Origin of the sequence: Streptomyces sp. NPDC058092 (assembly GCF_042884935.1) — a bacterium.
Classification (GTDB): domain Bacteria; phylum Actinomycetota; class Actinomycetes; order Streptomycetales; family Streptomycetaceae; genus Streptomyces.
Genome location: NZ_JBHVSY010000031.1, coordinates 46,483 through 69,122 on the forward strand (window position 1 = coordinate 46,483; position 22,640 = coordinate 69,122).

Here is a 22,640-nt window from a genome sequence, read left to right on the forward strand (position 1 = left end):
GCTGTGCGGGGGTGGGCCCGGTTGTCGGCGTCCAGACCCACCCCCGCAGGGATGTCTACTGGCCCGTGCCCGGGTCGATGGCGTACTTGTGCAGCAGGTACGCGATGGCGACCTGCATCGGGCGCAGCCCCTTGGCGGACGCCACCTGAAGGTGCAGGTCGTCGTTCGGGTTCATCCGCAGATTTACCATGTCCGACGTGTCCGACCACGCGAGGGTGAGCGGAGTGAACTCGCCGTCCAGGTACTTCCGGAAGCCCTCGTTGACGTCGTCGGTGACCATGCGGTCGGCGGCCTTGGCCCGGGCACGGATCTCGTCCCGCACGGCACGCGGAACCTGCGGGTTACGTACCGCGCCAGGAGCAAGCGGGGCGCCTGCACTGTCCGCCGCGTACGGGCCTGCCCCGTACTTGTGCATCAGGTAGTCCGCCGCCACGTTCGCCGCGGACATGCCCGTTGCTTCCTCGACCCGCTGCATCAGCGAAAGGGCCGGGGTGACGTTCAGGTTGGCCTTCTCGGCGGCGCCGCCGTACCGGGCTCGGACCGGCTTGCGCGGGGTGTACTCGCCAGCCAGGACGCTGAGGTACCCCTCGTTGACGTCGGCGGTGACCGACGTACGGGCGGCCTTCGCGGCGGCCACGATCTGATCCCGCGCCGCCTTGTCCATCGAGACCGTCAGGTTGCCAACGGCAGGCCCGGCAGGGTCCGTGGTGCGCAGAGCGACCCAGCCCCTGGGGGCGAGCGCCTTGTCGATCCATGCGGCCAGGTCGGGTGAGTTGACTTCCCGAAGGCGGTCGGATGCGGCGACGAGGCCGGTGCGCAGTTCGCGGTTGGTGGTCACGGGGCTGGGTCCTCTCGGCGAGCGCCGGTCGGGCCGTTGGGTCGGCGGGCGCTTCTTGGGGGCGTTGGCCACGCCAGTTTCCTCCTTTTCTAGTGCGGGCGCCATGTGTGTTGGGGTAGCGCCTGCCGCCGGGGCTGTCCCGACAACAGGAACTCTACCCTGATCCCCATTGTGTTCACAAGGGAAATATGGAATGGTGGTCACACACCAACCACACAGCGGGGGCACCGAATGAAGAACACCAAGAACAAGCAGCGCGCACTCCGCCAGCGGATTCGCGAGCAGCGCGCCACCCGCCGCGCCATCAAGGCCGTTGCCACCAGCACCCCCCAGACCGCCCGCACCCACCTGGTCGCCGCCGGCATCGACGACGCCACCGCCAATCGCTTCGCCCCCGCCTTCTCCCGCAACGTCACTCCCACCGCAACCCGCAGGACCACCATCAAGCTGCGCGGCCGCCACACCCGCCTCGTCGACGTCAAGCTCTACGACCAGGCCACCTTCGCCGCACGCCTCATCACCTACCGCCCGACCAACGCCGCTGCTGCCGCCCGCTTCGGGCGCGCAGCCCACCAGCTCGCCGCCTGATAGGACCTCCTTCAATGATTTGTGCTGACTGCGCAAGAGTCTCTCGGTGGCCTCTCGCCCGAGGGCGCTGCCGCACCTGCTACCCCAAGCACATCCGGAAGCTGAAGCAAGCAGGCACCTACCAGAAGCTCATCAACCGGCCCGCCATAGACCGAGTTCTGGAGCGGGTAACGCCCGGCTGGGGCGGCTGCGTCATATGGACAGGCTCAACCGCAGCCGGGTACGGGCAAGTCAATGAGGATGGCACGCACCGCGTGGCGCATCGCATTGTCTACGAAGTGCTCGTCGGCAAGATTCCTACTGGCCTCGAACTGGACCACCTCTGCCACACCCAGTCGGCCACATGCCCGGGTGGAGAGTGCATCCACCGGCGGTGCGTCAACCCGCGGCACCTGGAGCCGGTCACCCCGCATGAGAACAAGAGGCGTAGCCGCAGCCCGATTCAGCTGAACGGACTCAAGACGCACTGTCCGCATGGGCACGAGTACACCCCCGAGAACACGTACGTACCGCCGAGCGGGCAGCGAGTGTGTAGGCAGTGTCGCCGTATGCGCGTCAAGATCTACAAGAAGAAGCGCCAGGTCAAGGTGGAGAGAACTCACTGCAGGAACGGGCACCCGCGAAATGCGGACAATGCCTACGTGGATTCCAAAGGCAGTCAGGACTGCCGTGAATGCCGCCGGGAAGCCGATCGCCGGTACAAGGAGCGCAAGCGCCAAACTGGCACCTCCTGACCCCAGGAAGACCGAAAGCCACCGCCCCGAACCGGGTGGTGGCCTCAACTCTGCGGGCGTACCCGTCAGATGACGGTGATTGTAGTCCGCGACCTAACCGCCCCGCTACCGCTTCCAGGACACTGGCCCTATGGACCGAGACGATCGGAACCAGCAGCAGCTCCTCATCGACGACCAGGCCACCGGGTACCGGCACCGGTACTGCCGCAAGTGTGGACGCCCGCTTACTAGGGACTCCTCGCGCTTCAAGGGGTTCGGTGAGCACTGCGACCCCAACCGGCTACCCCAGGCCGCCGCCGTCCACCAGGTTGAGCAGGAACCGCTTCCTGGCACGTGAATCTGGCTACGCCCGCTAGCCTGCGCCTGGGATGATCCCGACAAGCACCCAGAGCCGAGAGAGGCCACATGGACACCCCGAGACCCACCCCACCCAGCGGCATACGAAGCGCCGGCCGCGCACTCGGCAAAGGGATCGCCTACGTCGTCGGAACGCTCGTCGGTGCGTGGCTGCTCATCATCATCCTTGGCAACATCATCTGGTGGGACGTCAGCGACGACAAACCCGAGGGCAAGTCCATTCCGCCGTTGATACCCTCACCCACCGCAAACCCCTTCCAATGGGTGTTCGCAGGCCAGGCGTGTCAAGACGGCTGGCACTCGCCATCCATCGGCCAACAGGGAGCCTGCAGCCACCACGGCGGCGTCGTCACCTGGTACCAGTCCAACGTTGGGAATCTGACCACGAGCTGCGATTTCCTTCACCAAGCCGCGACGCTGGAACGCGCTCGCCAACTGGCCGACGGCAACGGCAACGTGGCATGCGACTTTGAGAATCCCCGCTTCGAGGAGCAGCTCCCACAGGAGCGTCCGTAACCAGGGAAACCCGCCCTGACTGCCCGTCGGCATCAGACGGCCGGAGGCTTCTCCAACGGAACCGCCTCGACGGAGCGCCGGATCTGCTCCATCGTCGTCGGCAACGGCTCCCACCCGTACTGCCCGGCCATCACCCAGTTCAGGGCGGTGATCCCCCGCGCGTACGCCTGCCGCAACCCCTGCGGCCGAAGCGGAACCCCCGGCGGGCCCGCCTTCGACGGCACCAAAGACACCCACAGCGCCGTCTTCGCACCCTCCAGTGGCAGCGAGTCCACCAGCTGCTGCCGCACCTTCAACCAGCGGCGCACCGCCACCCGCGAACCCTCCCGCAGCGGATACCACTCCACCTCCGGCAACGGCCCCAACTCCTCGACCGCGGCCAGCACACGCTGCCGCGTAGCCTCCGAGTGCTCATACTCCTGCCCGGCCAGGATCCGCTGCACCGTCCGCACATCCACCTCAGCCAGGGCGGCCACCTCATCGGCCCGGTTCGTCGCCCCGAACTGGGCCCGTCGCCGCACCGCCACCGCAGCCTCGCCCGCGGCCAGATCCGACAGCGACTGCGCGGCCAACTCCCCGGACCGGGGCGCGGCGTCCAGCAGCACCGCCACGATCGCGAGTAGCCGGGTGCGGTCCTCGTACGACAGGGCCGTCCCGTCCCGCTCCAGCGGACCCCGGCCGGCCAGATCAACCATCCCCCGGTACAGGGCATCCAGCGACCGGCCATCGACCGTCGGCTTCGGCTCCGGGTTCGCGACCGACGGCAACCGCACCGTCTTCCCCGCAGGCAGGACCTCACGGGCCAGGATCTTCAGGCAGTCCCGCACAATCCGCAGCGTCCACTCCGGCAACGGCTTCCCGACGTCCTTCTGCACATGCCGCAACTGCCCATCCACTGCGAGGTCCCAGAACGGGCGCAGCGCAGCCCACGTGAACAACTGGGCCGCGGTCCGGGAAGCCCGGCCCGGCATCTCCTCCCGGCCCACCGCCCGGTCGAACATGCCGACCACCATGCGCAGCTGACGCAGCCGACCCTCCGACACCCGACCGGCCATCCCGTCGACCACCGCGGAGAGCTGCCGGACGGACGGGGCGCTGTACTGCTTTGAGGTCACGGAGACTCCTCCTGCTCGGGTGCGGCGGCCTTCTTCGCGATCTGCGTCAGCGGGTTCCGCTCACCCTGGCTGTCCTCTTCGTCGATGTACCCGATCAGGGCCTTCGACCGGTCGTCCCAGCCGCCATGCCGACCAATGTCCACGATGTCGGCCCCGGCGGCACGAGCCGTCTTTACCAGTCCGCGGCGCAGCGAGTGCGACGTCCACTTCCCTGGCATCCCCGTGCGGTGAATCGACCGACTGACGACGTCGGACGCGCCGTTGATGCTGATCCGCCCGGTGGGGTCACCGATCGGTTTGCCGTCGCGGGTCATTTCGGCGCCCATGTATCCCCACTGGTCGATCCGCACGAACAGGGGCCCGTAGGTGTGTCCCTCATGGGCGAGGGCCTTCACCAGGGCTCGTACAGCGGTGACGGTACACAGGTCCTGGTCGGGGTCGGGGACTACTTCGACGTTCTGCCACTTCTTCCGCTTCTTCCGGTACACCCGTACCGTGAACCCGCTGCCGGGGAGGTCGGTGAAGCTGCCCGGCCAGTTGAGGGGGGCGAGTTCGCTGCCGCGGGAGGCGATGGCGTGGCCGAGCAGCATGAGGGCAGCGTCCCGTTTCCCGACGAGGGTGGTCCGGTCAAGGTGGGTGAGTGCTTCACGCAGGACGGCCCGGTCGGCGGCCGTGGCCTTCTTCGGGGTGGCGGCAGGGTCCTGCGCCTCGGACAGTTCCTTCCGGTACCCGACGACGACCTTGCGGGCCCCCATGGTGTCCGGAGACTTGTACCCGGCGGCCCGGTGCGAGGAGCGGATCGACGCGATGATGCGGTCCATCGTCGCCGGGCCGTACGGCTTCCCGGTCCGCTCCCTGGGGGTGCGCTTCAGGTACGACAGGTACGCGGTGACGGTCTGCGGCGCAGCGGGCATCACCCGGCGGCCTACCGTGGCGCACCAGGCGGCGAAGCGCTCCATGTCACCCTCGTAGGCCCGGCTGGTGTCCTTTGGGATTCCCGCCTGGACATCCTCCTGCGCTTCCGGTGGCAGCCACGCGTCGGGGTCCTCATCGGCCTGCAGAACGGCGGGAGTTCGGTCCTCGGGGATGGCTGGGAGCCGGTCCTCCTCCACCAGCTCCGCGTCCACCACCTCGTCGTGCTGGGTCACGGTCGCCAGGCCTCTTTGTAATCCGGGTGGTCGGCGTATGGCAGGAGCTCGTACGGCAGTAGAACGGACGCGAGGTCGTAGGAGTCGTGCCCTGCTTCGATGGCTTCGGACAGCGCGGCGAGGCGCTTGCGTGCAGCGTCCACGTCGCGCAGCACACGAGCCGGGTCATGGCGGACGATGTGGCAGGCAGCGAACAGACCGTCGTAGGAGCCGCTCCACCGCTTCCCCAACCTCCGCCTCATTCCCGGATGCGGGTCACCGGCAATGAGGATGCGCCCGTCGGTCTCCTCGTCTCCGAAAACCCAGGATGGCGCAGGCGGGTGGCAGCCGCACGGTTCGGCAGCCTTGCCGGCCGCCTGCTCGTCCTCGTCCAGCCGGGCCCGCCAGAACGCGAGCATCCCGGCTTCGTCGAGGACCTGCTCACATGCGTCAGATCTTGGCTCCATAGAAGGAACATTATCTGGAGCGAGACGCGATGATGCCCCCGCCGCGACCATCCGGAGGGGGCATCGTTCGAATCAGTGCGATTGTTGGCTGTGCGCGATCCTAAGCCTTGGCGCCATGCTTCCTCATCGTGCGGAGCGTGGACAGGCCGATCGTTCGCGGGTAGACCCTTCCCCACAGGAACATGTCTCGAAGGGCAGCACAGCCGTCCGCGATGGATCGCGGCACCGCGCGCACATACTGCGTGATGATCGTCATGGCGACCCTTCCCTTGACTTACCTCGGATAACGAGAGGTTATCCGAGGTAAGAAGCGGCCATGCCCCCGCCGCGACCGTCCACAGCAGGGGCATCACCCCCACCACTCGTATCTACGCTGGGCTCATGACAGGTCACTACTTGCAAGCCTGGACTGGAAGACTGGCCATACCGCACGCAACTGGAGTTCAGTACGCGCCCAAAGGGAATCTGGTGCACGCGGTACCGGAGACACGGGACACCTTTGGCAGGAGCGTGGCCCTCTGCGGAAAGCATGTGAACGTGCTCTTCGACATTGACTGGCCGCCACGCGTGCATGCCGAGTGTCCGTCCTGCGCCGAGGCGATTGCTCTTGGCGGGAAGCAGGCTCCGGCGGAAGACCTACCGCCTGGGTGGATGAAGCGACGCATGTGAGCTTATCAAGCATCAGAAATACGGACTATGGTCCGTTTCTTCGCTGAGCGCGATCCTAAGCTCAGGCACGTTTCGCGGTGACGGGGGTTCAGGAACTCAGGAGGTGGAGCGTGGCAGGTTCCATGCCGGGGTCGTCGTCCGCGTTGTCCAACCAGCTGTTCAGATCCTCTTGGCAGAGCGTCGTTGTGCCGCCGTGGTGATGTGTAATCCGGGCAACCGGAGCGTTCGGACAGTCCTGCTGACGCTGGCCGTTGATGTCGAAGATGGTGATGCCGTCGAAGATCTGGCACCAGCCGAACGGTGCGGGATGCTGAAAGGTCATGGCTTCAGCGTGGCACGGACGGGGGCCGACGCTACCCCTGCTTGACCGCTACGGGTACAGCAGCCGGAACAGTGGTGCGGGTCCGGGCGCCCGGCTCGCCGGCAGGAGCGCGGGCCACTGCCCGGCAGCACAGCTTGCGGTCCAGGCACTCGTCCGGCAGGTGGTAGTCACCGCGACAGCCGCACGGGCATCCGCCCAGCAGCTTCCGGTCGCACAGGCGGCGCGCCTTCGCGAGGAACAGCTTGTACGGGACGGGGCCGATGGCCGCTTCGAGTTCCTCTTGGACGTGCCAACTCAGACGCCAGCGCTCGGCATTGACCTCCGCGGTGCGCTTGACCGCGCCGAGGAACACGGAGTCGGGGATGTCCTTGCACTGCATGCGCCGGCCGTCGATGAGGCGGATCCCGCCGGTGTCGTCCATGCCCTCACGGTCCCACGGGCGTGGGTGGGTACTGCCCCGGCCCCACTGCCTTCAGCGCCCCGAACGGGGAACCCTACGATTAGTCAATGAACTCAGAATCTGCCGTTGCGATTGCTGCTGTCGTTGTCGCTGTCGCCGTCCCATGGATGGCATTTCGTTTCGCGCTTCAGCAGGAGCACGCTCGCTGGCTACGGGAGCAGCGAGCCCTCCTATACACCGACATGCTGGTCGAAGCTCAGGCGGAGCAGGAGTGGCTGCAATATGAACTGGCCGATCCTGCAGTGCAGCAACGCGCAGAGTTCCATGACCTGCGGCTTCCCCGCCTGGAGCGTGCCCGCCTTGGAGCCAGGGGAACGGCCCTCGGGAGTCCAAAGATCAACCGCCTATTCAATGAGCTGATGGGCGTTATGGCGAGATTGCATCTATCGGCCATAACTAACCAGACGGGCCGAGAAACGGCTCAGATGATGCTTCGTGTCAACGCAGGCAGAGCATCCGATGAGCTACAGGAGGCCGTCCGGGACGAGTTGGAAGCAAATCGGTCAACACGAAAGGTCTGGCGCCACAAGTCCTCGTAACCCGGTGTCCGCGTACGTTCTTACCCGCACCCCTGGTTCGCCCGGTACCCGCCATACTTCCGACGGGCCCGACGTCGCCCACCGCTCACCCAGCTCCGCGACCGCGGCCAACGCCGTCTCCTCGTCGCCGGCCGCCACCTCCACCACGACCAGGCCCGGCTCGGACACATGCACCGCATCGAAAGACCTCATGCCCATACCGAGGCGGACGAGCCAGGCCCCGGTTCCTGACCAGCGGGTCGTTCACCAGGACGGGTCGAGGTGGCGCGAGAAGGGTGATGCCGACGGAGCCTTGTGGTGGAGCAAGATCACGTTACTTTCGACGGATTCCTATAGGACAGACCCTCTACGGAGGGCCGACCAGCTTGCCCTTCACAGAGGTCAGCGAGGTCTCCGCAATACCGCAGCGGTCGACGAGTCGCTGGTAGGGGTCGTAGGCGCCGGGGTGCTGGTGGGCGTGCACCGGTACCGGGGAGTGGTCGGGTCGAAGCCGTCGACCGGCGTACACCGGTAGGTGACCCCCGAAGGATCGGTGTACGTCCACTCGGCAGGCGGTGAGCCGTCCTTCCCGCTCGAACCGTCCGTACCGTCCCGCCCGTTCGTGCCCGGCGCTCCGGTGGCATCCTGCCCGGGAGGGCCGCTCGGTCCGGGAACGGTCGAGTCGGCGCCTACCTGACCCGACGGCCCCGACGGACCGGGGCTCGGCATGATGGTGGGCGCAGCCTTACCCGAAGCCCCAGTCGGGCCCGGTGACCCTGGCGCCCCCTGCGGTCCAGGAGGGCCGGTCCTGCCCACGACGGCCTCACCGGTCTTGCCTCGCGAACCGGGTGGGCCCGCAACAGGCTTCTCCCCCAAACCCTGAACCTGCCGGGCCAGAGCATCGCGGGCCTGATTCGCCGCGTCGAGCTCGTTGGAGAGCACTACGAACGCGGTGACGACAACACCGAGAACGAGCGCCGCGAACAGAGCGGCCACGGCGGCCACGTAGTCACCGCGCTTGCGGGCTTTTCTGGCCTCAACCCTGGTAAGACCGCCCATCACTTGCCTCCCAGAAGGAGGGCCACGATGGGGATGATGAGCCCCAGCACCGGAATGACGACCGACGCGAACATCCACCGCCGGGTCTGGGTAACCCGCTCGGCGTCCGCGGTCCGCTGCGCCTGCACACTCTCCACGTCCTTCTTCACATCGGCGATCTCTCGCTCCAGTGCCGCCTTCTCCACCCCGTACACATCGGTGGACACCATGCGGTCGAGACGCGAGTTGATCTGGGCCATGTCGTCGCGAATGTCGCCACGCATGAGCTGGATGAGCCGCCCCAGCTCTCCCAGAGACGGCTCATCGGCCATGTCTTGCTCCGTAGATCAGGAAGAGTTGGTCAGGCGGCTGGCGAGACGGGCTTGGCCGCCCCTGCCGGTACGGGCGCAGTGACCTGCGTCCGGACGAACCACTGGGCGCCGACCATGACGCCGGCCATCCATGCGGCCTGCTTGTCCGTCGACCAGTCCAGGCCCAGGTTCATGCCCAGCGCGAGGGCTGCCGCCGCGAAACCAGTAATGGCGGCGATGAGACCGTCGTGAACCATCCACGCGACGGCGAGGCCGACTGCGGCAGCGGCCACGGCGTTGACGAGCGTCTGCGTGTCCTGGCTGACTTCCATGACGAACGCGGAGAAGAACTGGACGACCACGGCAGAAAGGCCGAGGATTGCGGACGGCTCGCGGCCGCCGATTCTGGGGGTGCTCACGGGGTTCTCCTTGCGGGGTGGGTGATGAGTGGGTGGTCAGGACTTCGGAACGCGCAACTGGTCCCAGCTGGCCTTGCCGGGGATGCCATCTGCCGCGGCGCCGCTGTAGCCCATCTTTCGCTGGAACGCGGCGTAGGAACTGCGGTCGGCGTTTGTCCAGTTCGGCCCCGGGCCGGAGCGATATTTCCCGCAGCCCTCCGCGACGAGACGGCGCCCCATGGCGGTAATCAGCGGGGAGTGTCGGCCGCCGTGGAAAAACGCGGCACCCGGGAACGGGGCCAGCGGCTGCGCGGACGGCTTCGACACCGCAGCGCTCGAGACCTTCAGCTTCTGACCGACGGCCAACTTGTTCGGGTCCTTCAGACCGTTCAGCTTCACCAGGGCGGCGACGGTCGTCTTGTGCGCGGTGGCGATGGAGGAGAGCGTGTCGCCCTTCTTCACCGTGTACGTGCCGCTCGAGCTGGTCCCGCCCCCGGTACTCGGCGGCGGCGTACTGGTCGGCTTGCCGGGGACGACGCTGGTGTCGATCGCACCCGGATCCCAGTGGTCGTTGCCAGGGACCTGGGCGTGGGCGAAGTGCCCACCCTGTGACTGCCAGGTTGTTCGGTTCCGTCCGGCTTTCACCGCGGCGGCCGAGGTGGCCGGCGGATTCCCGGCGGGCCAGACGTCGGGGATGCCGTGCGCGCGCATCGCGGCGAGCACCTTCTGGAAGTTCGGCTTCTTCGCTGGGTCGAAGTCGTTCGTCCACGGCGAGGCGGCCCGGCCAAGGACCTCGACCTGGATGTTCACCTTGCCCTCACGGTTGGTGCGGCGGCTGCCGTCGTTCTTCAGCGCGCGGCCGCTCGAGGTCAGGGGCCCGAACTGACCAAGCTTGTCGGTGACGGGGTCGTAGATGACCTGAGGTTCCGCGCCGACGCGGATCAGGTACGCAGCGATCGACGTGAAGTACGAGCCGCCTGCCGGGGACTCGGTGGTGTGCCAAGTGGCCCGCGGCGGGTTGCCGGGGGTGTCCATGGCGCCGCCTATGGACTGGTTGCCGAAGCGGACGACACCGTCGATGTACGCCGGGCCGGATGCGCCGCGCGGCAGAGGGACGTACTCCTCCGTCCCGCCCTCGCCGACTGTGACGGTGCTGCCAGCCGCCAGGGGGCCTCCGGTAGCGAACCCGCCCTTCGGTGCCGGGTCGGGGTCGTACACCCGGTACTCGGCGGCGTCGGTCGGTACGTACACGTCCAGGTCGCCGTCGGCTCGGGCGACGCAGAACGCGCCGTCGAGACGCGGGTGCTCGAGGACGTGACGCTCCGAGTCGGGCAGCGCGGCGATCGCGCGGACCTTGTCGACGTGGTCCTGGTCGACAGTCCCGCAGTAGGTGGTGGTGGTCTCGAGGGTGTCGGGGCCTATGTGGTCGACCGCAGCATGGAAGGTGGTCACGGGCGGACTCCGTCGAGTCGGGGCTGGATGAGGTCGATTTGGTCGCGCATCTGCTGATAGAGGGCAAGCGACATTCGGAAACTGCCGCCGTCACCCCAGGAGGCCGACCAGCTGTTCTGGACGCGCAGCACCGTGTGCTCGTAGACGAGCTGGTCACCGTCGTGAGCGACGGACTCGAGCGCGGTGATGCAAACCTCGTGGCCGCCAGCGACTGGAGAGGACTCCCACCCGGCGATGTCGTCCAACAGGGCGTTGTCGCCGACCGGGGAGAAGAACGCGTCGCGCCACGCCATGCCCATCAGTACCGGGCCGGTCTGCAGGAGCGTGCACAGCTCTTCCGCCGTGGTGGCGTGCCCGTACTGGTCGATGAGGCCGCGCCCGCGCAGGGCCTTGGCGACTCCGAGGCCGGAGGATCCGCAGTCGGCGGTAGGCCACGTGCAGTCGAGCCACTGGTCGCTGGTGGTGGCATCGGCGTAAAGGCCAATGGCCCACTGCTCGGCTGCCGCGGGGTCCGCAAGGTCCAGGCCTGCGACCGCGCAGGCGTCGGCATTGAGGAGGACGGACAGTGCAGCCGTCGCGGCATTCGCGGTGCAGGAACCGAGAGCGTCCACGTCGTCGACACCGTCGAACATCTGCGAGGTGTGAATCCCCTGTGCGACGAGGTTCTGCTGGTTGAGCACAGGAATCTTCGGCGCCCATTCGACGGGCTTGATGGGGTCGCCGCTATAGGTCCGCCGGTAGGCGAGGCTGCGCGGGTCCAGGACCATGTGGCGGCCGAACTGAGGCCCTACGTCGTACGTGCGGATCGTGAGGTCGGTGGGCACTCGCCCGCGCTCCTGAACTCCCCGCGCCCAGAGCAAATGTGGTTGGCGTGCTGCGCCGGCCGGGGCCGGGTGGCAGTCCCTCGGGGTGGAGCGGGGCGGAGGGTCGCCCTACGGATCAGCGTACGTGTGTGCGGGGCGGGTACTGCCCCTGGTCAGGCTTCGCGGTACCAGCCGGTCGCCGTGATGATCGTCGATGTGGTGAGCTGTGAGCCGACGATGTTGCTTCCGGAGTTCAGGGCGATGCTGTCAACGGCGGCGCTTGTGCCCCCGGCGGCGATGATGGCCATGCAGTTCCCGAGTGCGCCTACGTGTACGGGGATGGCTTGGCGCCGGTTTGCCGCGCCTCGGTACGGGGTGGATGGCAGCGTGAACGTGACGTTGGTGGAGCCGGATCCGGTGACAGACGGCACGATGTAGGCCTCAAAGAACACGAGACCGCCGAGCTTGTAGTACCAGCCGTCGCGGGTGCCGTATGTGGCTGAGCCGCCTCCGGAGACGGTGGGGGTGTAGGTGGTGAAGGGGGTGTTGGAGACGTCCAGCCTCCCTGTGACATTCAGGTTGCCGAAGATGTCGGCGTAGCCTGCGGACCCCTCTGCCCGTAGTCCCAGAGGGCCGATGTTCCACTGCTGCTCGCCGATGGGCCCGATTGCCATGGTGATTTCGGGCGGGGTGGGTCCGTGTGTGGGCGGTTTCAGCACGAGGTACCCGAGTTGCATCTCGCCGTCGGAGCGGATCCCGGATTCAAGGCTGCCGGGGGTCTCTCCGCCCGTGCGGCCGGAGTAGAGGGCCATCGTGCCGTCCGGGAGCAGCGCGATGCGTTTGCCGGCGGTGGCGGTCTGGATGGTGGAGCCGGTGACCGTGCCTCCGGTGATCGTGGTTCCGGTGATGGATCCGCCACTGATCGTTTTCCCGGTGATGGCGTCGGCCTTGAGGGCGGTCGCGTCGACAGATCCGGCGGCGAGTTTCGTCGTCGTAACCGCGTTCGCGGTGATGGCGTTCGCGGTTACGGCCCCGTCGACGATGTTGACCGAGTTCACCGCGCCGGTGGGCACGGTCTCGACCGTGACCTGGTCGACCTGCATGGTTCCGCCCGTGGCGCCGTTGAGGAGGCGTAGCAAGGGGCGGACGTATCGGACGCTGGTGTGGGCGACACCAGGGGTACGCGGGTCGGGGCGGGCCGTGGTTGTTCCGGTCGCCGCGGTCCCTTGCACGTATCCGGTCAGGGTCGTCCAGGCGGTGCCGGTCGGGATGCTGAGGTTGGCAGCGGTGACGTAATGCTGACTGCCGACACTGTTCGCCCCGGTCGCGTTCACACGGGTGGTGCCGTCGGCGGCTATGCCGGTAAGGCCGAGGTAGACGAGCGGGTTACCCGCGGTGGGGGCGGTGGTGGTGCGCAGCCGGACCGTGATCCGGTACAGGGCGCTGGAGTCGTAGGGGATGTTCTCTGTGCGCTCCATGGAGGCGGGCCCGGAGACTTCCATGACGGTGGCGCCGGCGACCGCGTCGGATACGCCGGTGACGGTAGTGAAGGTGCCGGTTTCCCCGACCCGTGCCCAGGTGGTGGTGTCGGCCATCGTGTCGGTGAGCTTCGTGGCGATCGTCTGGGACAGCCCGATGGTCAGGGACTGTGCGCTGACCGCCCCGGCTGCGATCTTTCCGGCGATGATGCTGTTCGCTGCGATCTTGTCCGATGTCACGGCGAGCGCGTCGAGTTTCGCGGTGGTGACGGCCCCTGCTGCGATCTTTGACGCGTTAACAGCCTCTGCGTCGATCTGCGCAGCCTGCACGGCAGCCGCGACGATCTTCGGGGTGGTGATCGCGTCGTCGGTGATCTTTGTGGTGCCGATTGCGCCGGTCGCGACCTTCGCGGCGGTGACCGCATCGTTCGCGAGTTTCACCGTGGTGACGATGCCGTCGAGGATGTCGGTCGCGACCACGGGAGTCGGTCCGACCGGTCCGACCGTGATCGACGGGATTGAGGCGGTGCCTGAGGTGCTGCGCGCCACCAGCTGTACGTACACCAGGTCAGGTGTGGCGACGACGACGGTGCAGCCCTGGGCCGTCTCGACCGTGGCTTTCAGCGTGGCGGCGGTCGGGGTGTAGACGGCTGTGGGTGAGGCGTGGACTTCCACCCTGGACCAGTCCAGAGGCAGCACCGCCCCGCCGGCGAACGCCCCGTCCCACGACACGGTAACCCCGCCAAGGACGGACACGACGACCGGCGCCGAAGGCTGCGGGGGCGGCGGCCCGTTGACGACGTTGACCGCGGTCGTGCCGTCCCCTTGCTGCCCGAAGACGCCCCGCAGGGATCCGCTGCTGTCCCGGACCTCAAGGGCGGTGTCATCCAGGGATGCGTAGGAGAGGCGGGCGGCTCGCTCGACACGGTCGAGCCGCTTCTCAATTCTGGCCAGTGCGGCACCGATGTCCGTCACGAGACTCCTCCGTACTGGAATGAAGCGGCAGGCTTCAGGGAAATGACGGCCTGGGGGCCGCCGGTGGCGTGGGGTTTCACGGTCCAGCCGGTGATGCGGCACCAGCCGGTGTAGGACGTCCACGAGTTGTGGACGCGGGTGTACACGTCGTCTCCGACCTGCCAGGACCCGAAGGGGGCTGCGGCCGTGTTCCGGATGGTGATCTCGGAGACGGAGCCGAGGGTCTGCCGCCAGGCCCGTTCGGCTGCGGCGCGGGTGCCGAGGATGTCGGTGCCTTTGACGTCGGGCAGGTCCAGGGCGGACTCGAGGCGGAGACGTCCGTTTCGGACGGCGCTGATCGCGCGGCGTTTCGCGGACCCGTCACCGGCGCCGTTCGCGATGACGACCTGGGCGTACTCGTCGGCGGCGAGCTCGACTTCCGGGGGTTCGATGATGTTCTGTCCGGACGCGAAGGAGATGTCGGTGCGGCGTGCGCCGAGGCGCGGCCAGCCGAGCCGGATTCGGCGTACTGGTGCGGTCTTGGCCGTGTTCCAGGCGGTGGTGCAGGTGTAGTCGGGGGTGGCGTCACCAGACACAAGGTCGTCGACTGCGTCCCCGAGGACGGGTAGCTCCCACCACAAGGACTTGAGCGGGTCGGCGGGGGTGCCGACGGTCGACGTCGAGGTGGTGGAGTCGACGACGACACCAAGGTCCCCGTCGGTGACGGACTGGGCGTAGGCCCAGATGTCCCGGATCACCTTGCACCGGTCCGTGTACGTGTAGGGGCCGCGGCCGCCGTAGTTCCCGTCGATGTCGTGCCGCTTCTGCAAGTACGACGACCACCCGGCAGCCTCAAGGGTGAGGGTGTTGTCCTGGGTACGGACATCCCACACCAGACCACCCCACCGCAGCTGCCCGGCAGACTCCACGTAGATGAGGGTGGTGCCCGGGTCGGTGAGCGTCGGGTTCTCGGCGAGGAGGCGCGGTTCCAGCTTCCCGGAGAGGCTCCCGGGGCCGTTGAGTTCGTCGCCGTACTCGATGTCACCAAGTGGGAGTGCGAGGGACTGCCACTCCCCCGTCAGGGCGTGCTGGGTGAGGATACGGTCGGGGACGGTCATCGCGGGGCCTCTTCGAACTCCACCTGCGCGATTAGCGTTGTCGAGCTGTCGACTCCGACCTTGCCCGTGTTGCCGGTGTACCCGGCGGCCTGGAGGCGTAGGAGCTGGCTGGTGCCGCGGTAGGCGTCGGGGATGGTGAGCGTGTCGGCGGCGGCCACCGTTCCCCGGCGAATCCCGGTCTGGTTGTCGTCCAGGTTGACGGGCTGCACAGTCAGAGAAGCGCCGAAGGTAGCCCGCAATCCCCCGTAGTAGAGGGCTGTTGAGTACCGCAGCTGCGAAGCGGTGATGTTGATGCGGACAGTGCTCGCCCAGGACGGGATCGCGAGGGTCCAGCCGGCCGCAGTCGTGAAGTAGGAGAAGACGCTTGCGCCTCCGGTGATTTCCGTCGACAGCGACGCCGGGGACTGTGTCCACAGACGGCTTTCCCGGCGGGGTGACGCCACCTGCCGAATGTCCTTGATCATGGCGTTGGTGATCGTGGACGTTGATGCTGGGATGTCGATCCGGGCCAGGGGTATTCCTGTGCGGCCGTCCGGGATAGTCGTCGCGGAGCTTGAGACGTTTGAGATGACCTGGAAGTAGTTGACGTTGTCGATGGCCGGGTTCAGGCTGCCCTCGTACTCTGGGTCCTCCACGCGAAGGATCACCATGTCTGAGCGGGCGGATCCGCCCGTCGCAGCGATCGGAACGGTGGCCGATCCGATGTTGCAGACGGAGTACGTGCCCTGGAACGAGGAGACGCGGCCGCGGACGACTCCGGAGCCGTCGCCGACCTGGATCGAGGCGCCTGGGGTGCTGAGTTGGGCGACCTTGAGGTCGGTGCCTTGAGTGATGCCCTCGGCACCAGAGACGAGGTCGCGGACCATCATCCGGAACTGCTGGGCGGAGTGGGTGGCGCCGTTCGTGAGGATCGGCACGGGGAAAAGGGCCATGGTGTGCGCTCCTCAGAGGGCGGTGTAGGCGTCGCGCCAGGTCAGGCGCATGCGGGCAGAGTTCGTGTTGTCGAAGCCGGTCCAGCGCATCTCGGACTGTCCGGGCGGCAGGGAGAACAGGTCGATGCGGGACGCCGGGGACAGCAGCGCGGACGCGTTGCCGCCGTTCTCGCGGCGAACGGTGCGGTAGCCGGGCCGGGTGTCGATCTGGATCCACTGGCTCGGGTTGGTGAGGTTGAGGGTGGGCAGGGTCAGCTTCCGGCCGGATGCGACATGGGTGACGGTGATGTTCGCGACCGGTCCGGTGATCCTTATGACTGGCCATGCGCTGCCGGTCCCCGCGTTCGTGACCCATCCCGGCCGGTCTGCAGCCGTGGTTCCGGACTGCACGTAGATCGGGGCGACGACCGGTGCGGCGAATCCTCCGCCGGTGAGCCACCCGAGGGGAATCTCGGTGGTGGTCTGCACGTCGGCGTAGAACGTGGGGTCGGTGGCTGCGAACTCGATGTCCAGGGGGACGTAGCCGTGGATGACCTGGGCGTACTCCGGGTCGACTTTCCTGAGCCGGCCGTTGAGGCGCTTGACCGGGCGGCCGGGACGCTTCATGCGCAACGCCATTGTCGTCCCGCCCGCGAGGCGTACAGTCGGGTCGTCGGCGGCGGCCTGCAGGGCTGCGACGACATCATGGCAGGCGGCCGAGTCGCCGGGGATGCGCACCGCGGCATCGAACTGCACCTGCCGGGTGCTGTAGTAGTCCGGGCCGGCGAACGCCCCGTCCATCGACGGCTGGTCGGCGTCGCTCTCCCTGGACGGCGGCCGCCCCAGGCCGGTCGTCTCGATGACCTGGATGGTGGTGTCGGCACCCATCAGGACGCCGCCCAGGTCGTACTGCCAGTCCGTGAGCTCAGGCAGCGGCACGGGCGTTCACCCCTCCCCTGCGGACTCGGCGTATCTGCCGGCCGACCTGCGATGCGATGTCTGTGGCGGTAGCGCCGGTGCGTACGGCGGTGACGTTGACGTTGGTGTCGCCGCCGCCCTGGACGATGACGACCGGGCGGGTCGCGGATACGTCGGTGAGACCGACACCGAACCGGGCAGCCACGTCCCGCAGGACGTTCGTGGCCGCGGTCCGCTTGTTCGGGCCGAGCGGGATGAATGCCTCGCCGCCGGTTTCCGGTTCGGCAAAGGTGACGGCGCCGCCCTGGGTGGAGTAGATCCCGGACCGGATCCCGCCGTTGGCATAGCTGAGTCCCTTGTTGGCGCGGGCGAGGTCGCCGAGGAACTTGGTGGCGCGGGAGCCGAGGGAGCTCTTGATCTGGGTCTGGGCTTTGGTCGCGGTGGCGATGATCTCGTCTTCGCCGAGCCCGGTGGTGCCAGCGACATCGTGAATGCCCGTCTTCGACGTCTTGACGGCGGCGATGATGGCGACGAGCTGCTGCACCTGGTCCGAGGTGAGCGCCGTGTTCGACTTCTTCGCCGCCGCGTTCGCGGACGACGCCTTCTTGCGGTCCTTCACCGCCGCGGCCGCGAGCTCCTGCGCCGCGGTGTCGCCTTGTGCGGCAAGCTGCGAGGCAAGGTCTCCGTAGCCCCGCCCGGCAAGCATCGACAGGTTCTTCGTGAAAGCCGCGTCGGTGCTGTTCGCCTTGGTGAGCTGCCGGGTGTAGTCCGTCAGCGACGCCTTGGCCACCTTGCTCAGGTCGCGCAGGGCCTTGGCCATGTCCGCGGCGTATTTCTTGGAGCCGGTGGCCATCTTGTGGGCAAGCTTGATGCCGTCCTCGCCCATGCCTGCTAGGGCTTCGGCGACGTCGCCGCCGAGCCGGTCTGCGACCCTCTCCAGGTCGGTGTTCCAGGACCGGGTGGCCTTCGCGGTGCTCTTGATTTTCTTCTCCACCGCGCCGAGGTCGAAGTAGTCGACTTCCTTGGTGGTGGTCTTGCCGTTCTTCCCCTTGACCTTGACCTTCTTGGTCTTGTGCCCGGCCTGCCCGGCGTCCGTGGCCGAGTACAGAGATCCGGACTGGGGGTCGTACCGCCAGTCGGTGACGTTCCCGTTCGCATTCCACTGGATGGCGCGGGGGTCCCCGCCGAGGCGCCGCACGGTCTCCTCTGCGATGACGCGGGACCGGGGACGCTTTGCCGGGCTGAGCGGGATGTAGCTCTCGCCGCCGGTCTCGTCTTCCGCCCATACTCGCCAGGCGCCGGCAGGGGCGATCTGTGCGACGTGTCGCTCCGCGGGGCTGTTCATGCCGCCGCGGGCGTAGAAGGAAAGGACAGAGCCGTTCGCCTGGTGGTTGGGTGCCTGCACCATGTCGGGGATGCTGTTGGCGTCCTTGTCGTACACGGTGCGCTTGACGTACGTGGTGGTGATCGTGATGCTGCGGTCCTTCAGCCCGTCGCGCGCCCGTTGCACGGCCCCGATACCTGCCAGTGCGTCACCTGTCTTCGCGGTGACTTCGACTCGCCCGTCGGGGAGTGTCTTGGTCTTGTATCCGAGGGCGTTGAGGAGCGAGATGGCGGTGTCGGTCAGTGCATTGACCTTCACGGACTTGGCCCCGGGAGTGGCCTGGATCTTCGCAATGACGGCATCCAGTCCCGCGATCGCGTCTTCCCGGTCCATCTCGATCCGGGTCTTCTTGTCGTCCGGAATGTCGAGGATGCTCGCGGCGAGGGATTTCGCCTGGTCCTTGTTCAGGCCCATCTGCATGGCTGTGCTGATCAGGGCGTCCCGGCCGCGGGCGTAGATCCCGTTGACATGCTCCCAGGACTTGCCGGACTCGCGTGCAGCGGTTGCAGCCGCGTCGGTCTTCGAGCCGAGGTCCTGCAGCGCGGTCGCGGCGGCCTGGGCCTTCGGGGAGTTCAGGTCCAGTTCACCATTGATCATGCGGAGAGAACCGGCGTTCTCCCGCGCAGCCTTCGCTGCGGCGTCGATGCTGGCCTCGAACCCGATCATTCCGCCGAGAGCTGCCCGATTGACGTCGTTCAGCGCGACGATCGACTGCCGCAGCCCGTCCGTGGACTGCTTCTGAGCGTCCAGCTTCGCTTTCGTCGCCGCGGCTTGATCGCCGAAGACACCCATCCCTGCGGCAGTCAGCTGCTGCTCCGCCTTCAAGGAGGCTAGAGATGCCTTGTACTCGGGGAAGAGATCGTTGATCTGCTTCGTTGACCAGCCGGCCTTCTTCCCGGCCGCGCTGAGCATGTCGAATCCGGCGGCGGCTTCCTTCGTGTTGCCGCTGGACGCCAGCTGCGCGAGGGCCTCGTCGACGCCCTTGAAGTCGTCCTTCAGGGCGTTGAGAGACTTCTCGCCCTGAGAGATGTCGTTGGCCTTGTCGCCGAACCAGTCGGCAATGTCGTCAAGGACCGGGATGCGGAACCCGAACGCGCCCTCGGACGCCTTCTTCGCCTTGTCCGCTTCGACCGTGTACTTCTTCATCGAGCCGATGAGGCCCTCGAAGCCGCCGAACGTGGCCTTCAGCTCGCCGGTCATCTTCCCGGTGAGGGCGAGTTCCTTGAGTGAGGTGGTGAGCCGGTCGACATCCGGGGGTGCCCCACGCGCCTTGTCCGCGAGCTTGTCGATCCCGACCGCGACCAGCCCGAGGACCCCGAGGCCGACCGCCACCTTCTGCAGGGCGGACATGCGCTGCACCACGCCGGTGATGGCGGGGCCGACCCCGCCGAACCGGGCGCTGCGAACGAACGCGGCCAAGCTTGCGGCCGCGGCCCCGCCGGATACGGCACCGACGGCTGCGATGCCCAGAGTGACGAGCTTGAGCGCCGCGTACAGCTGCAGGAACACGGACAGGGTGGATGCGGGAACCGCGTTGACGAGCTTGGCCAGGGCGTTGACGGCGCCCAGGACGCTGACGCCCATGTCGGACGCAGCGACCAGGAGGTGCAAGACGGCCTTGCTCAAGTTGCTGAGGGTGTCCGCGACCAAGGGCCCGTTGGTGCGGGCGTAGTCGAGGAACTCCTTGAGGTTGCCGCCGATCTTCCCGGTGTCGAGGGCCCGGGTGAAATTGATGAGGCCGGTCGTGCCGCGGGCGAGGGACTCGGTCGCGAACCGGGTGAAGCTGGTGACGAACCGGTCGAAGCCTGGTGTGGACATGCCGCCGGCAGCAACGGTCAACAGCCGGTCGAGTTCCTTCGAGGTGCCCTTCACGAGCGGAGTCAGGCGCGGCAGCATCGCCCCGAACAGCGCCATCGACTTGGTGACGACCGGCATCGTGTCCCCGGCCAACGAATTCGACCACTCCTTGTACTGGTCCTTCAGCGCAGCCAGACCGGCGGCGGCCTCCCGGGTCGCCGGGGGCATCTCGCTGATGGTCCGCAGGTACTCCTTCTCCGCCGTTGCGGCCTCAGTGGATGCCTGACCGTGCTCACGGACCGCCTTCTCGTATTTCTCTTCCGCATCGGCGGACTCGGTCAGGGCAACGATCTGGCCGGCCACGGCAACACCGAACGCCCCGACGGCCACACCCGCCGCAGTCATGCCGGCTGCGATCGGCACCACAGCGGATGCGACCGGGATCAGGGCAGTGGCCAGCGCCACCACGCCGAGGATCAAGTTCTTGGTGTCCTTGGACGCGGACCCGGTAGCCGAACCCACGCTTCCCACGGATCCGCGCAGGCTGCCCATGCGGCCGTCAACCCGGCGCAGTGAGCCGTCGAGGTCGTCCAGGTCACCCCGAAGAGTGCGGGTCCGACCGGACAGGGAGTCGAGACGGCCATCAGCCGTCCGGACCGTGGTGTTCAGCACCCGAAGCCCCCCAGCGGCAGTCAGGGCCCGGACACGGAGTTCGTCCAAGGCGCCTGCTGCGGCGGCAGCGCGGCCGCGGAGGGTTCGCAGAGTGCGGGCCAGCGCGGCAGCGGCCTCCTCCGTGGCGCGGAGGGCAAGGGCCGCCGCAGCACCGCGGGTCGTAAGGGCAGTCAGGGCGGCATCGGTCCGGTCAGCGTGGGTACGCAGATCGCGCATGGCTGCTGCGGCCGCCGCGACCTGTGCGGGGTCGCCGTCGAAGTGGACGCGGATCCGTACGGGGCTCAGGCGCTGAATCTCGGTGATGGCGGCACGGAGAGCAGCCCTCCCGGGGCCGGTCTCGTCATCGAGACGGGCAGTGATGCGCACGTCCCGGAGGGCGCCCTGCAGGCGGAGCTCGGCAAGTTCGGCGGCGCGGGCCAGGTCCCGGAACTCGCCTGCTGCGTTGCGGGCCTGGCGGGCCATTCCCACGAGCCGGTTGCGGGCCTGGTCGGATGCCCGGCCGACACGGGTGATGGCCGTCTGTGCGGCCTGGGACGTGCCGGCCAGGCCCCGGATCTCGCCCTGGGCGTCGCGGACGGCGCCGGCGAGGTCGCGGGCGTGGCGGGCGCTGGTCTGCAGGGTGCGTGCCAGGTCGGCGCCCTGGCCACGCAGGTCCACGCTCAGGTTCCAGTTGGCCACCGGCCCGCCCTCCTCTCCGTCGGATACTGATCAGGCCGTCAGGCCAGGTGCTGCTGCTGTACTTCGATCGCTGCGGCCACGGAGGCCGGCAGGAGCATGACTTTCATTCCGGCGCCGGCCGCACCGTCGGGGATGCGCTGCTGCTCGCGGCCGATCTCCTCGCAGCCGAAGCACTTACGGGTCGAGGCGACGTAGGCGTACGGGTCGCCGCCAAAGTCGGGGTCCCATTCGGATTCGCGAGTGCCACACTGCGGGCACAGGGTCCGCTGGTACGCCTGGTAGGCGAGGGCCTTGGCCCGGTCCTTCGGCGTCCACGTACCGTCCCCCGCACCTTTGAACTGGGAATGAGGAATGCCGAGCTGGTGGCAGAGTTCCAGTTCGGTACGCAGGACGTCATCGGTGATCAGCCTTTTCCCAGGTCCATGCGCTCTTCGCGCTGCACCCCGAATGCGGTGTTGAGGAGGGCTTCGGCTTCGGCCTGCGACCAATCGTCGAGGTACCCGGCCGCGTCCTCTTCGGTGATGCCGTCCAGTGACGACGCGGCGACGATGACCGGGCCGAGGGTGTCGAGGTTGAACGCGTAGCCGTCTTCGGCCTGGTCCTCGGTCGGCGGGTGCACGGCGAGGAGTTCCTTGTACGTCTTGCGGTCCAGGGCCTGGAAGCGGAGCACGATGGACGCCTCGTCGACGGCGGTCTGTGCCTGGGCGAATTCGTCCGTCGCTGCCCGAAGGACAGCCTGTTCGACCTTGTTGGAGGGGTCGCGTTCGGCGTTGTCCTTGGCCCGCTGCTCGTTGAACTTGGCTTCGGCCAGGGCCTGCTTCGCGTCGCGGTCGTCGCAGATGGTGAGGCGGACGATGGGCCGGGTCCGGTTGCGGAGCCGTTCCCGGGTTGCCGCCCAGTGGGCGTCGGCGGCGACCGCGGCGGCGGGCGGCTTCGGGGCGGTGGTCTTGCGTGCAGTGGTCATGAGGTGGGTCCTCCGTCAGGGGAAGGGGGCCCGGCCGGGCGCCGTGCGGCGCC

General features: G+C 67.7%; 21 protein-coding genes and 2 pseudogenes. 5 read left to right on the top strand and 18 right to left on the bottom strand.

Going from position 1 to position 22,640, the window contains the following annotated elements; all coding sequences use genetic code 11:
* Positions 1–55 precede the first annotated feature (55 nt).
* On the bottom strand, positions 56–838 hold the full coding sequence (locus ACFVV1_RS35295; RefSeq protein WP_389998097.1) for a hypothetical protein: 783 nt from the start codon (positions 836–838) through the stop codon (positions 56–58).
* Between the two features lie 231 nt (positions 839–1,069).
* Between ACFVV1_RS35295 and ACFVV1_RS35300 the strand changes: the two genes are divergently transcribed.
* From ACFVV1_RS35300 to ACFVV1_RS35315, 4 genes are all read left to right on the top strand, one after another.
* Positions 1,070–1,426, top strand: a complete 357-nt coding sequence (locus tag ACFVV1_RS35300; protein ID WP_389998100.1) for a hypothetical protein — start codon at positions 1,070–1,072, stop codon at positions 1,424–1,426.
* A gap of 548 nt (positions 1,427–1,974) precedes the next feature.
* Positions 1,975–2,160 (top strand): hypothetical protein, encoded by a 186-nt coding sequence (locus tag ACFVV1_RS35305; RefSeq protein WP_389998103.1) that lies wholly within the window; start codon positions 1,975–1,977, stop codon positions 2,158–2,160.
* Positions 2,161–2,290: 130 nt separating this feature from the next.
* Complete coding sequence (locus ACFVV1_RS35310; RefSeq protein ID WP_389998105.1) at positions 2,291–2,497, top strand: DUF6011 domain-containing protein; 207 nt, start codon at positions 2,291–2,293, stop codon at positions 2,495–2,497.
* Positions 2,498–2,565: 68 nt separating this feature from the next.
* Positions 2,566–3,033 (top strand): hypothetical protein, encoded by a 468-nt coding sequence (locus tag ACFVV1_RS35315; RefSeq protein ID WP_389998108.1) that lies wholly within the window; start codon positions 2,566–2,568, stop codon positions 3,031–3,033.
* Between the two features lie 32 nt (positions 3,034–3,065).
* On the opposite strand, the gene ACFVV1_RS35320 is transcribed toward ACFVV1_RS35315, so the two are convergent.
* The 5 genes from ACFVV1_RS35320 to ACFVV1_RS35340 form a co-directional block, all read right to left on the bottom strand.
* The gene (locus tag ACFVV1_RS35320; protein ID WP_389998111.1) at positions 3,066–4,148 is read right to left on the bottom strand and encodes a LacI family DNA-binding transcriptional regulator; all 1,083 of its coding nucleotides are present in this window, start codon (positions 4,146–4,148) and stop codon (positions 3,066–3,068) included.
* Positions 4,145–5,296, bottom strand: coding sequence for an integrase (locus ACFVV1_RS35325; protein WP_389998113.1), 1,152 nt, complete (start codon positions 5,294–5,296; stop codon positions 4,145–4,147). The genes ACFVV1_RS35320 and ACFVV1_RS35325 overlap by 4 nt, the downstream gene beginning before the upstream one ends.
* The gene (locus ACFVV1_RS35330; RefSeq protein WP_389998116.1) at positions 5,293–5,742 is read right to left on the bottom strand and encodes a DUF6221 family protein; all 450 of its coding nucleotides are present in this window, start codon (positions 5,740–5,742) and stop codon (positions 5,293–5,295) included. The genes ACFVV1_RS35325 and ACFVV1_RS35330 overlap by 4 nt, the downstream gene beginning before the upstream one ends.
* 757 nt (positions 5,743–6,499) lie before the next feature.
* Positions 6,500–6,733 carry a hypothetical protein gene (locus tag ACFVV1_RS35335; RefSeq protein WP_389998119.1) on the bottom strand — a complete coding sequence of 78 codons (234 nt, stop codon included), beginning with the start codon at positions 6,731–6,733 and terminating at the stop codon, positions 6,500–6,502.
* 31 nt (positions 6,734–6,764) lie between these two features.
* Positions 6,765–7,154 carry a hypothetical protein gene (locus ACFVV1_RS35340; protein ID WP_389998122.1) on the bottom strand — a complete coding sequence of 130 codons (390 nt, stop codon included), beginning with the start codon at positions 7,152–7,154 and terminating at the stop codon, positions 6,765–6,767.
* An 86-nt stretch (positions 7,155–7,240) separates the two neighbouring features.
* Between ACFVV1_RS35340 and ACFVV1_RS35345 the strand changes: the two genes are divergently transcribed.
* Positions 7,241–7,732: a hypothetical protein gene (locus ACFVV1_RS35345; protein ID WP_389998226.1), complete on the top strand. Its 492-nt coding sequence runs from the start codon at positions 7,241–7,243 to the stop codon at positions 7,730–7,732.
* On the opposite strand, the gene ACFVV1_RS35350 is transcribed toward ACFVV1_RS35345, so the two are convergent.
* From ACFVV1_RS35350 to ACFVV1_RS35405, 12 genes and pseudogenes are all read right to left on the bottom strand, one after another.
* Positions 7,697–7,930, bottom strand: a complete 234-nt coding sequence (locus ACFVV1_RS35350) for a DUF6207 family protein (protein WP_389998125.1) — start codon at positions 7,928–7,930, stop codon at positions 7,697–7,699. The two genes, ACFVV1_RS35345 and ACFVV1_RS35350, sit on opposite strands and share 36 nt — an antisense overlap.
* 839 nt (positions 7,931–8,769) lie before the next feature.
* A complete protein-coding gene (locus tag ACFVV1_RS35355) occupies positions 8,770–9,081 on the bottom strand; it encodes a hypothetical protein (protein ID WP_389998128.1) in 312 nt (103 codons plus the stop codon).
* A 29-nt stretch (positions 9,082–9,110) separates the two neighbouring features.
* The gene (locus tag ACFVV1_RS35360; protein ID WP_389998130.1) at positions 9,111–9,479 is read right to left on the bottom strand and encodes a hypothetical protein; all 369 of its coding nucleotides are present in this window, start codon (positions 9,477–9,479) and stop codon (positions 9,111–9,113) included.
* Positions 9,480–9,515: 36 nt separating this feature from the next.
* Positions 9,516–9,758, bottom strand: a pseudogene (locus tag ACFVV1_RS35365) (peptidoglycan-binding protein); the annotation flags it as partial.
* A 51-nt stretch (positions 9,759–9,809) separates the two neighbouring features.
* Positions 9,810–10,493: pseudogene (locus ACFVV1_RS35370) on the bottom strand (LysM peptidoglycan-binding domain-containing protein); the annotation flags it as partial.
* Between the two features lie 413 nt (positions 10,494–10,906).
* Entirely contained in the window at positions 10,907–11,734 is an 828-nt protein-coding gene (locus ACFVV1_RS35375; protein ID WP_389998133.1) for a hypothetical protein, read from the bottom strand.
* A gap of 152 nt (positions 11,735–11,886) precedes the next feature.
* A complete protein-coding gene (locus tag ACFVV1_RS35380; protein WP_389998136.1) occupies positions 11,887–14,166 on the bottom strand; it encodes a hypothetical protein in 2,280 nt (759 codons plus the stop codon).
* Positions 14,163–15,263, bottom strand: coding sequence for a hypothetical protein (locus tag ACFVV1_RS35385; protein ID WP_389998138.1), 1,101 nt, complete (start codon positions 15,261–15,263; stop codon positions 14,163–14,165). Before ACFVV1_RS35385 ends, ACFVV1_RS35380 begins: the two co-directional genes overlap by 4 nt.
* Entirely contained in the window at positions 15,260–16,195 is a 936-nt protein-coding gene (locus ACFVV1_RS35390) for a hypothetical protein (RefSeq protein ID WP_389998141.1), read from the bottom strand. The genes ACFVV1_RS35385 and ACFVV1_RS35390 overlap by 4 nt, the downstream gene beginning before the upstream one ends.
* A gap of 12 nt (positions 16,196–16,207) precedes the next feature.
* A complete protein-coding gene (locus ACFVV1_RS35395; protein WP_389998144.1) occupies positions 16,208–17,113 on the bottom strand; it encodes a hypothetical protein in 906 nt (301 codons plus the stop codon).
* On the bottom strand, positions 17,100–21,623 hold the full coding sequence (locus ACFVV1_RS35400) for a hypothetical protein (protein ID WP_389998147.1): 4,524 nt from the start codon (positions 21,621–21,623) through the stop codon (positions 17,100–17,102). The genes ACFVV1_RS35395 and ACFVV1_RS35400 overlap by 14 nt, the downstream gene beginning before the upstream one ends.
* Positions 21,624–22,026: 403 nt before the next feature.
* Complete coding sequence (locus ACFVV1_RS35405) at positions 22,027–22,587, bottom strand: hypothetical protein (RefSeq protein ID WP_389998150.1); 561 nt, start codon at positions 22,585–22,587, stop codon at positions 22,027–22,029.
* Positions 22,588–22,640 lie beyond the last annotated feature (53 nt).

Excerpts from the sequence above, each read along its gene's own strand:
- ACFVV1_RS35390 (WP_389998141.1), bottom strand. The coding sequence starts at position 16,195 with ATGGCCCTTTTCCCCGTGCCGATCCTCACGAACGGCGCCACCCACTCC.
- ACFVV1_RS35305 (WP_389998103.1), top strand. The coding sequence starts at position 1,975 with ATGCGCGTCAAGATCTACAAGAAGAAGCGCCAGGTCAAGGTGGAGAGA.
- ACFVV1_RS35300 (WP_389998100.1), top strand. The coding sequence starts at position 1,070 with ATGAAGAACACCAAGAACAAGCAGCGCGCACTCCGCCAGCGGATTCGC.
- ACFVV1_RS35315 (WP_389998108.1), top strand. The coding sequence starts at position 2,566 with ATGGACACCCCGAGACCCACCCCACCCAGCGGCATACGAAGCGCCGGC.
- ACFVV1_RS35350 (WP_389998125.1), bottom strand. The coding sequence starts at position 7,930 with ATGGGCATGAGGTCTTTCGATGCGGTGCATGTGTCCGAGCCGGGCCTG.
- ACFVV1_RS35405 (WP_389998150.1), bottom strand. The coding sequence starts at position 22,587 with ATGACCACTGCACGCAAGACCACCGCCCCGAAGCCGCCCGCCGCCGCG.
- ACFVV1_RS35330 (WP_389998116.1), bottom strand. The coding sequence starts at position 5,742 with ATGGAGCCAAGATCTGACGCATGTGAGCAGGTCCTCGACGAAGCCGGG.
- ACFVV1_RS35335 (WP_389998119.1), bottom strand. The coding sequence starts at position 6,733 with ATGACCTTTCAGCATCCCGCACCGTTCGGCTGGTGCCAGATCTTCGAC.
- ACFVV1_RS35340 (WP_389998122.1), bottom strand. The coding sequence starts at position 7,154 with ATGGACGACACCGGCGGGATCCGCCTCATCGACGGCCGGCGCATGCAG.
- ACFVV1_RS35355 (WP_389998128.1), bottom strand. The coding sequence starts at position 9,081 with ATGGCCGATGAGCCGTCTCTGGGAGAGCTGGGGCGGCTCATCCAGCTC.
- ACFVV1_RS35310 (WP_389998105.1), top strand. The coding sequence starts at position 2,291 with ATGGACCGAGACGATCGGAACCAGCAGCAGCTCCTCATCGACGACCAG.
- ACFVV1_RS35345 (WP_389998226.1), top strand. The coding sequence starts at position 7,241 with ATGAACTCAGAATCTGCCGTTGCGATTGCTGCTGTCGTTGTCGCTGTC.
- ACFVV1_RS35385 (WP_389998138.1), bottom strand. The coding sequence starts at position 15,263 with ATGACCGTCCCCGACCGTATCCTCACCCAGCACGCCCTGACGGGGGAG.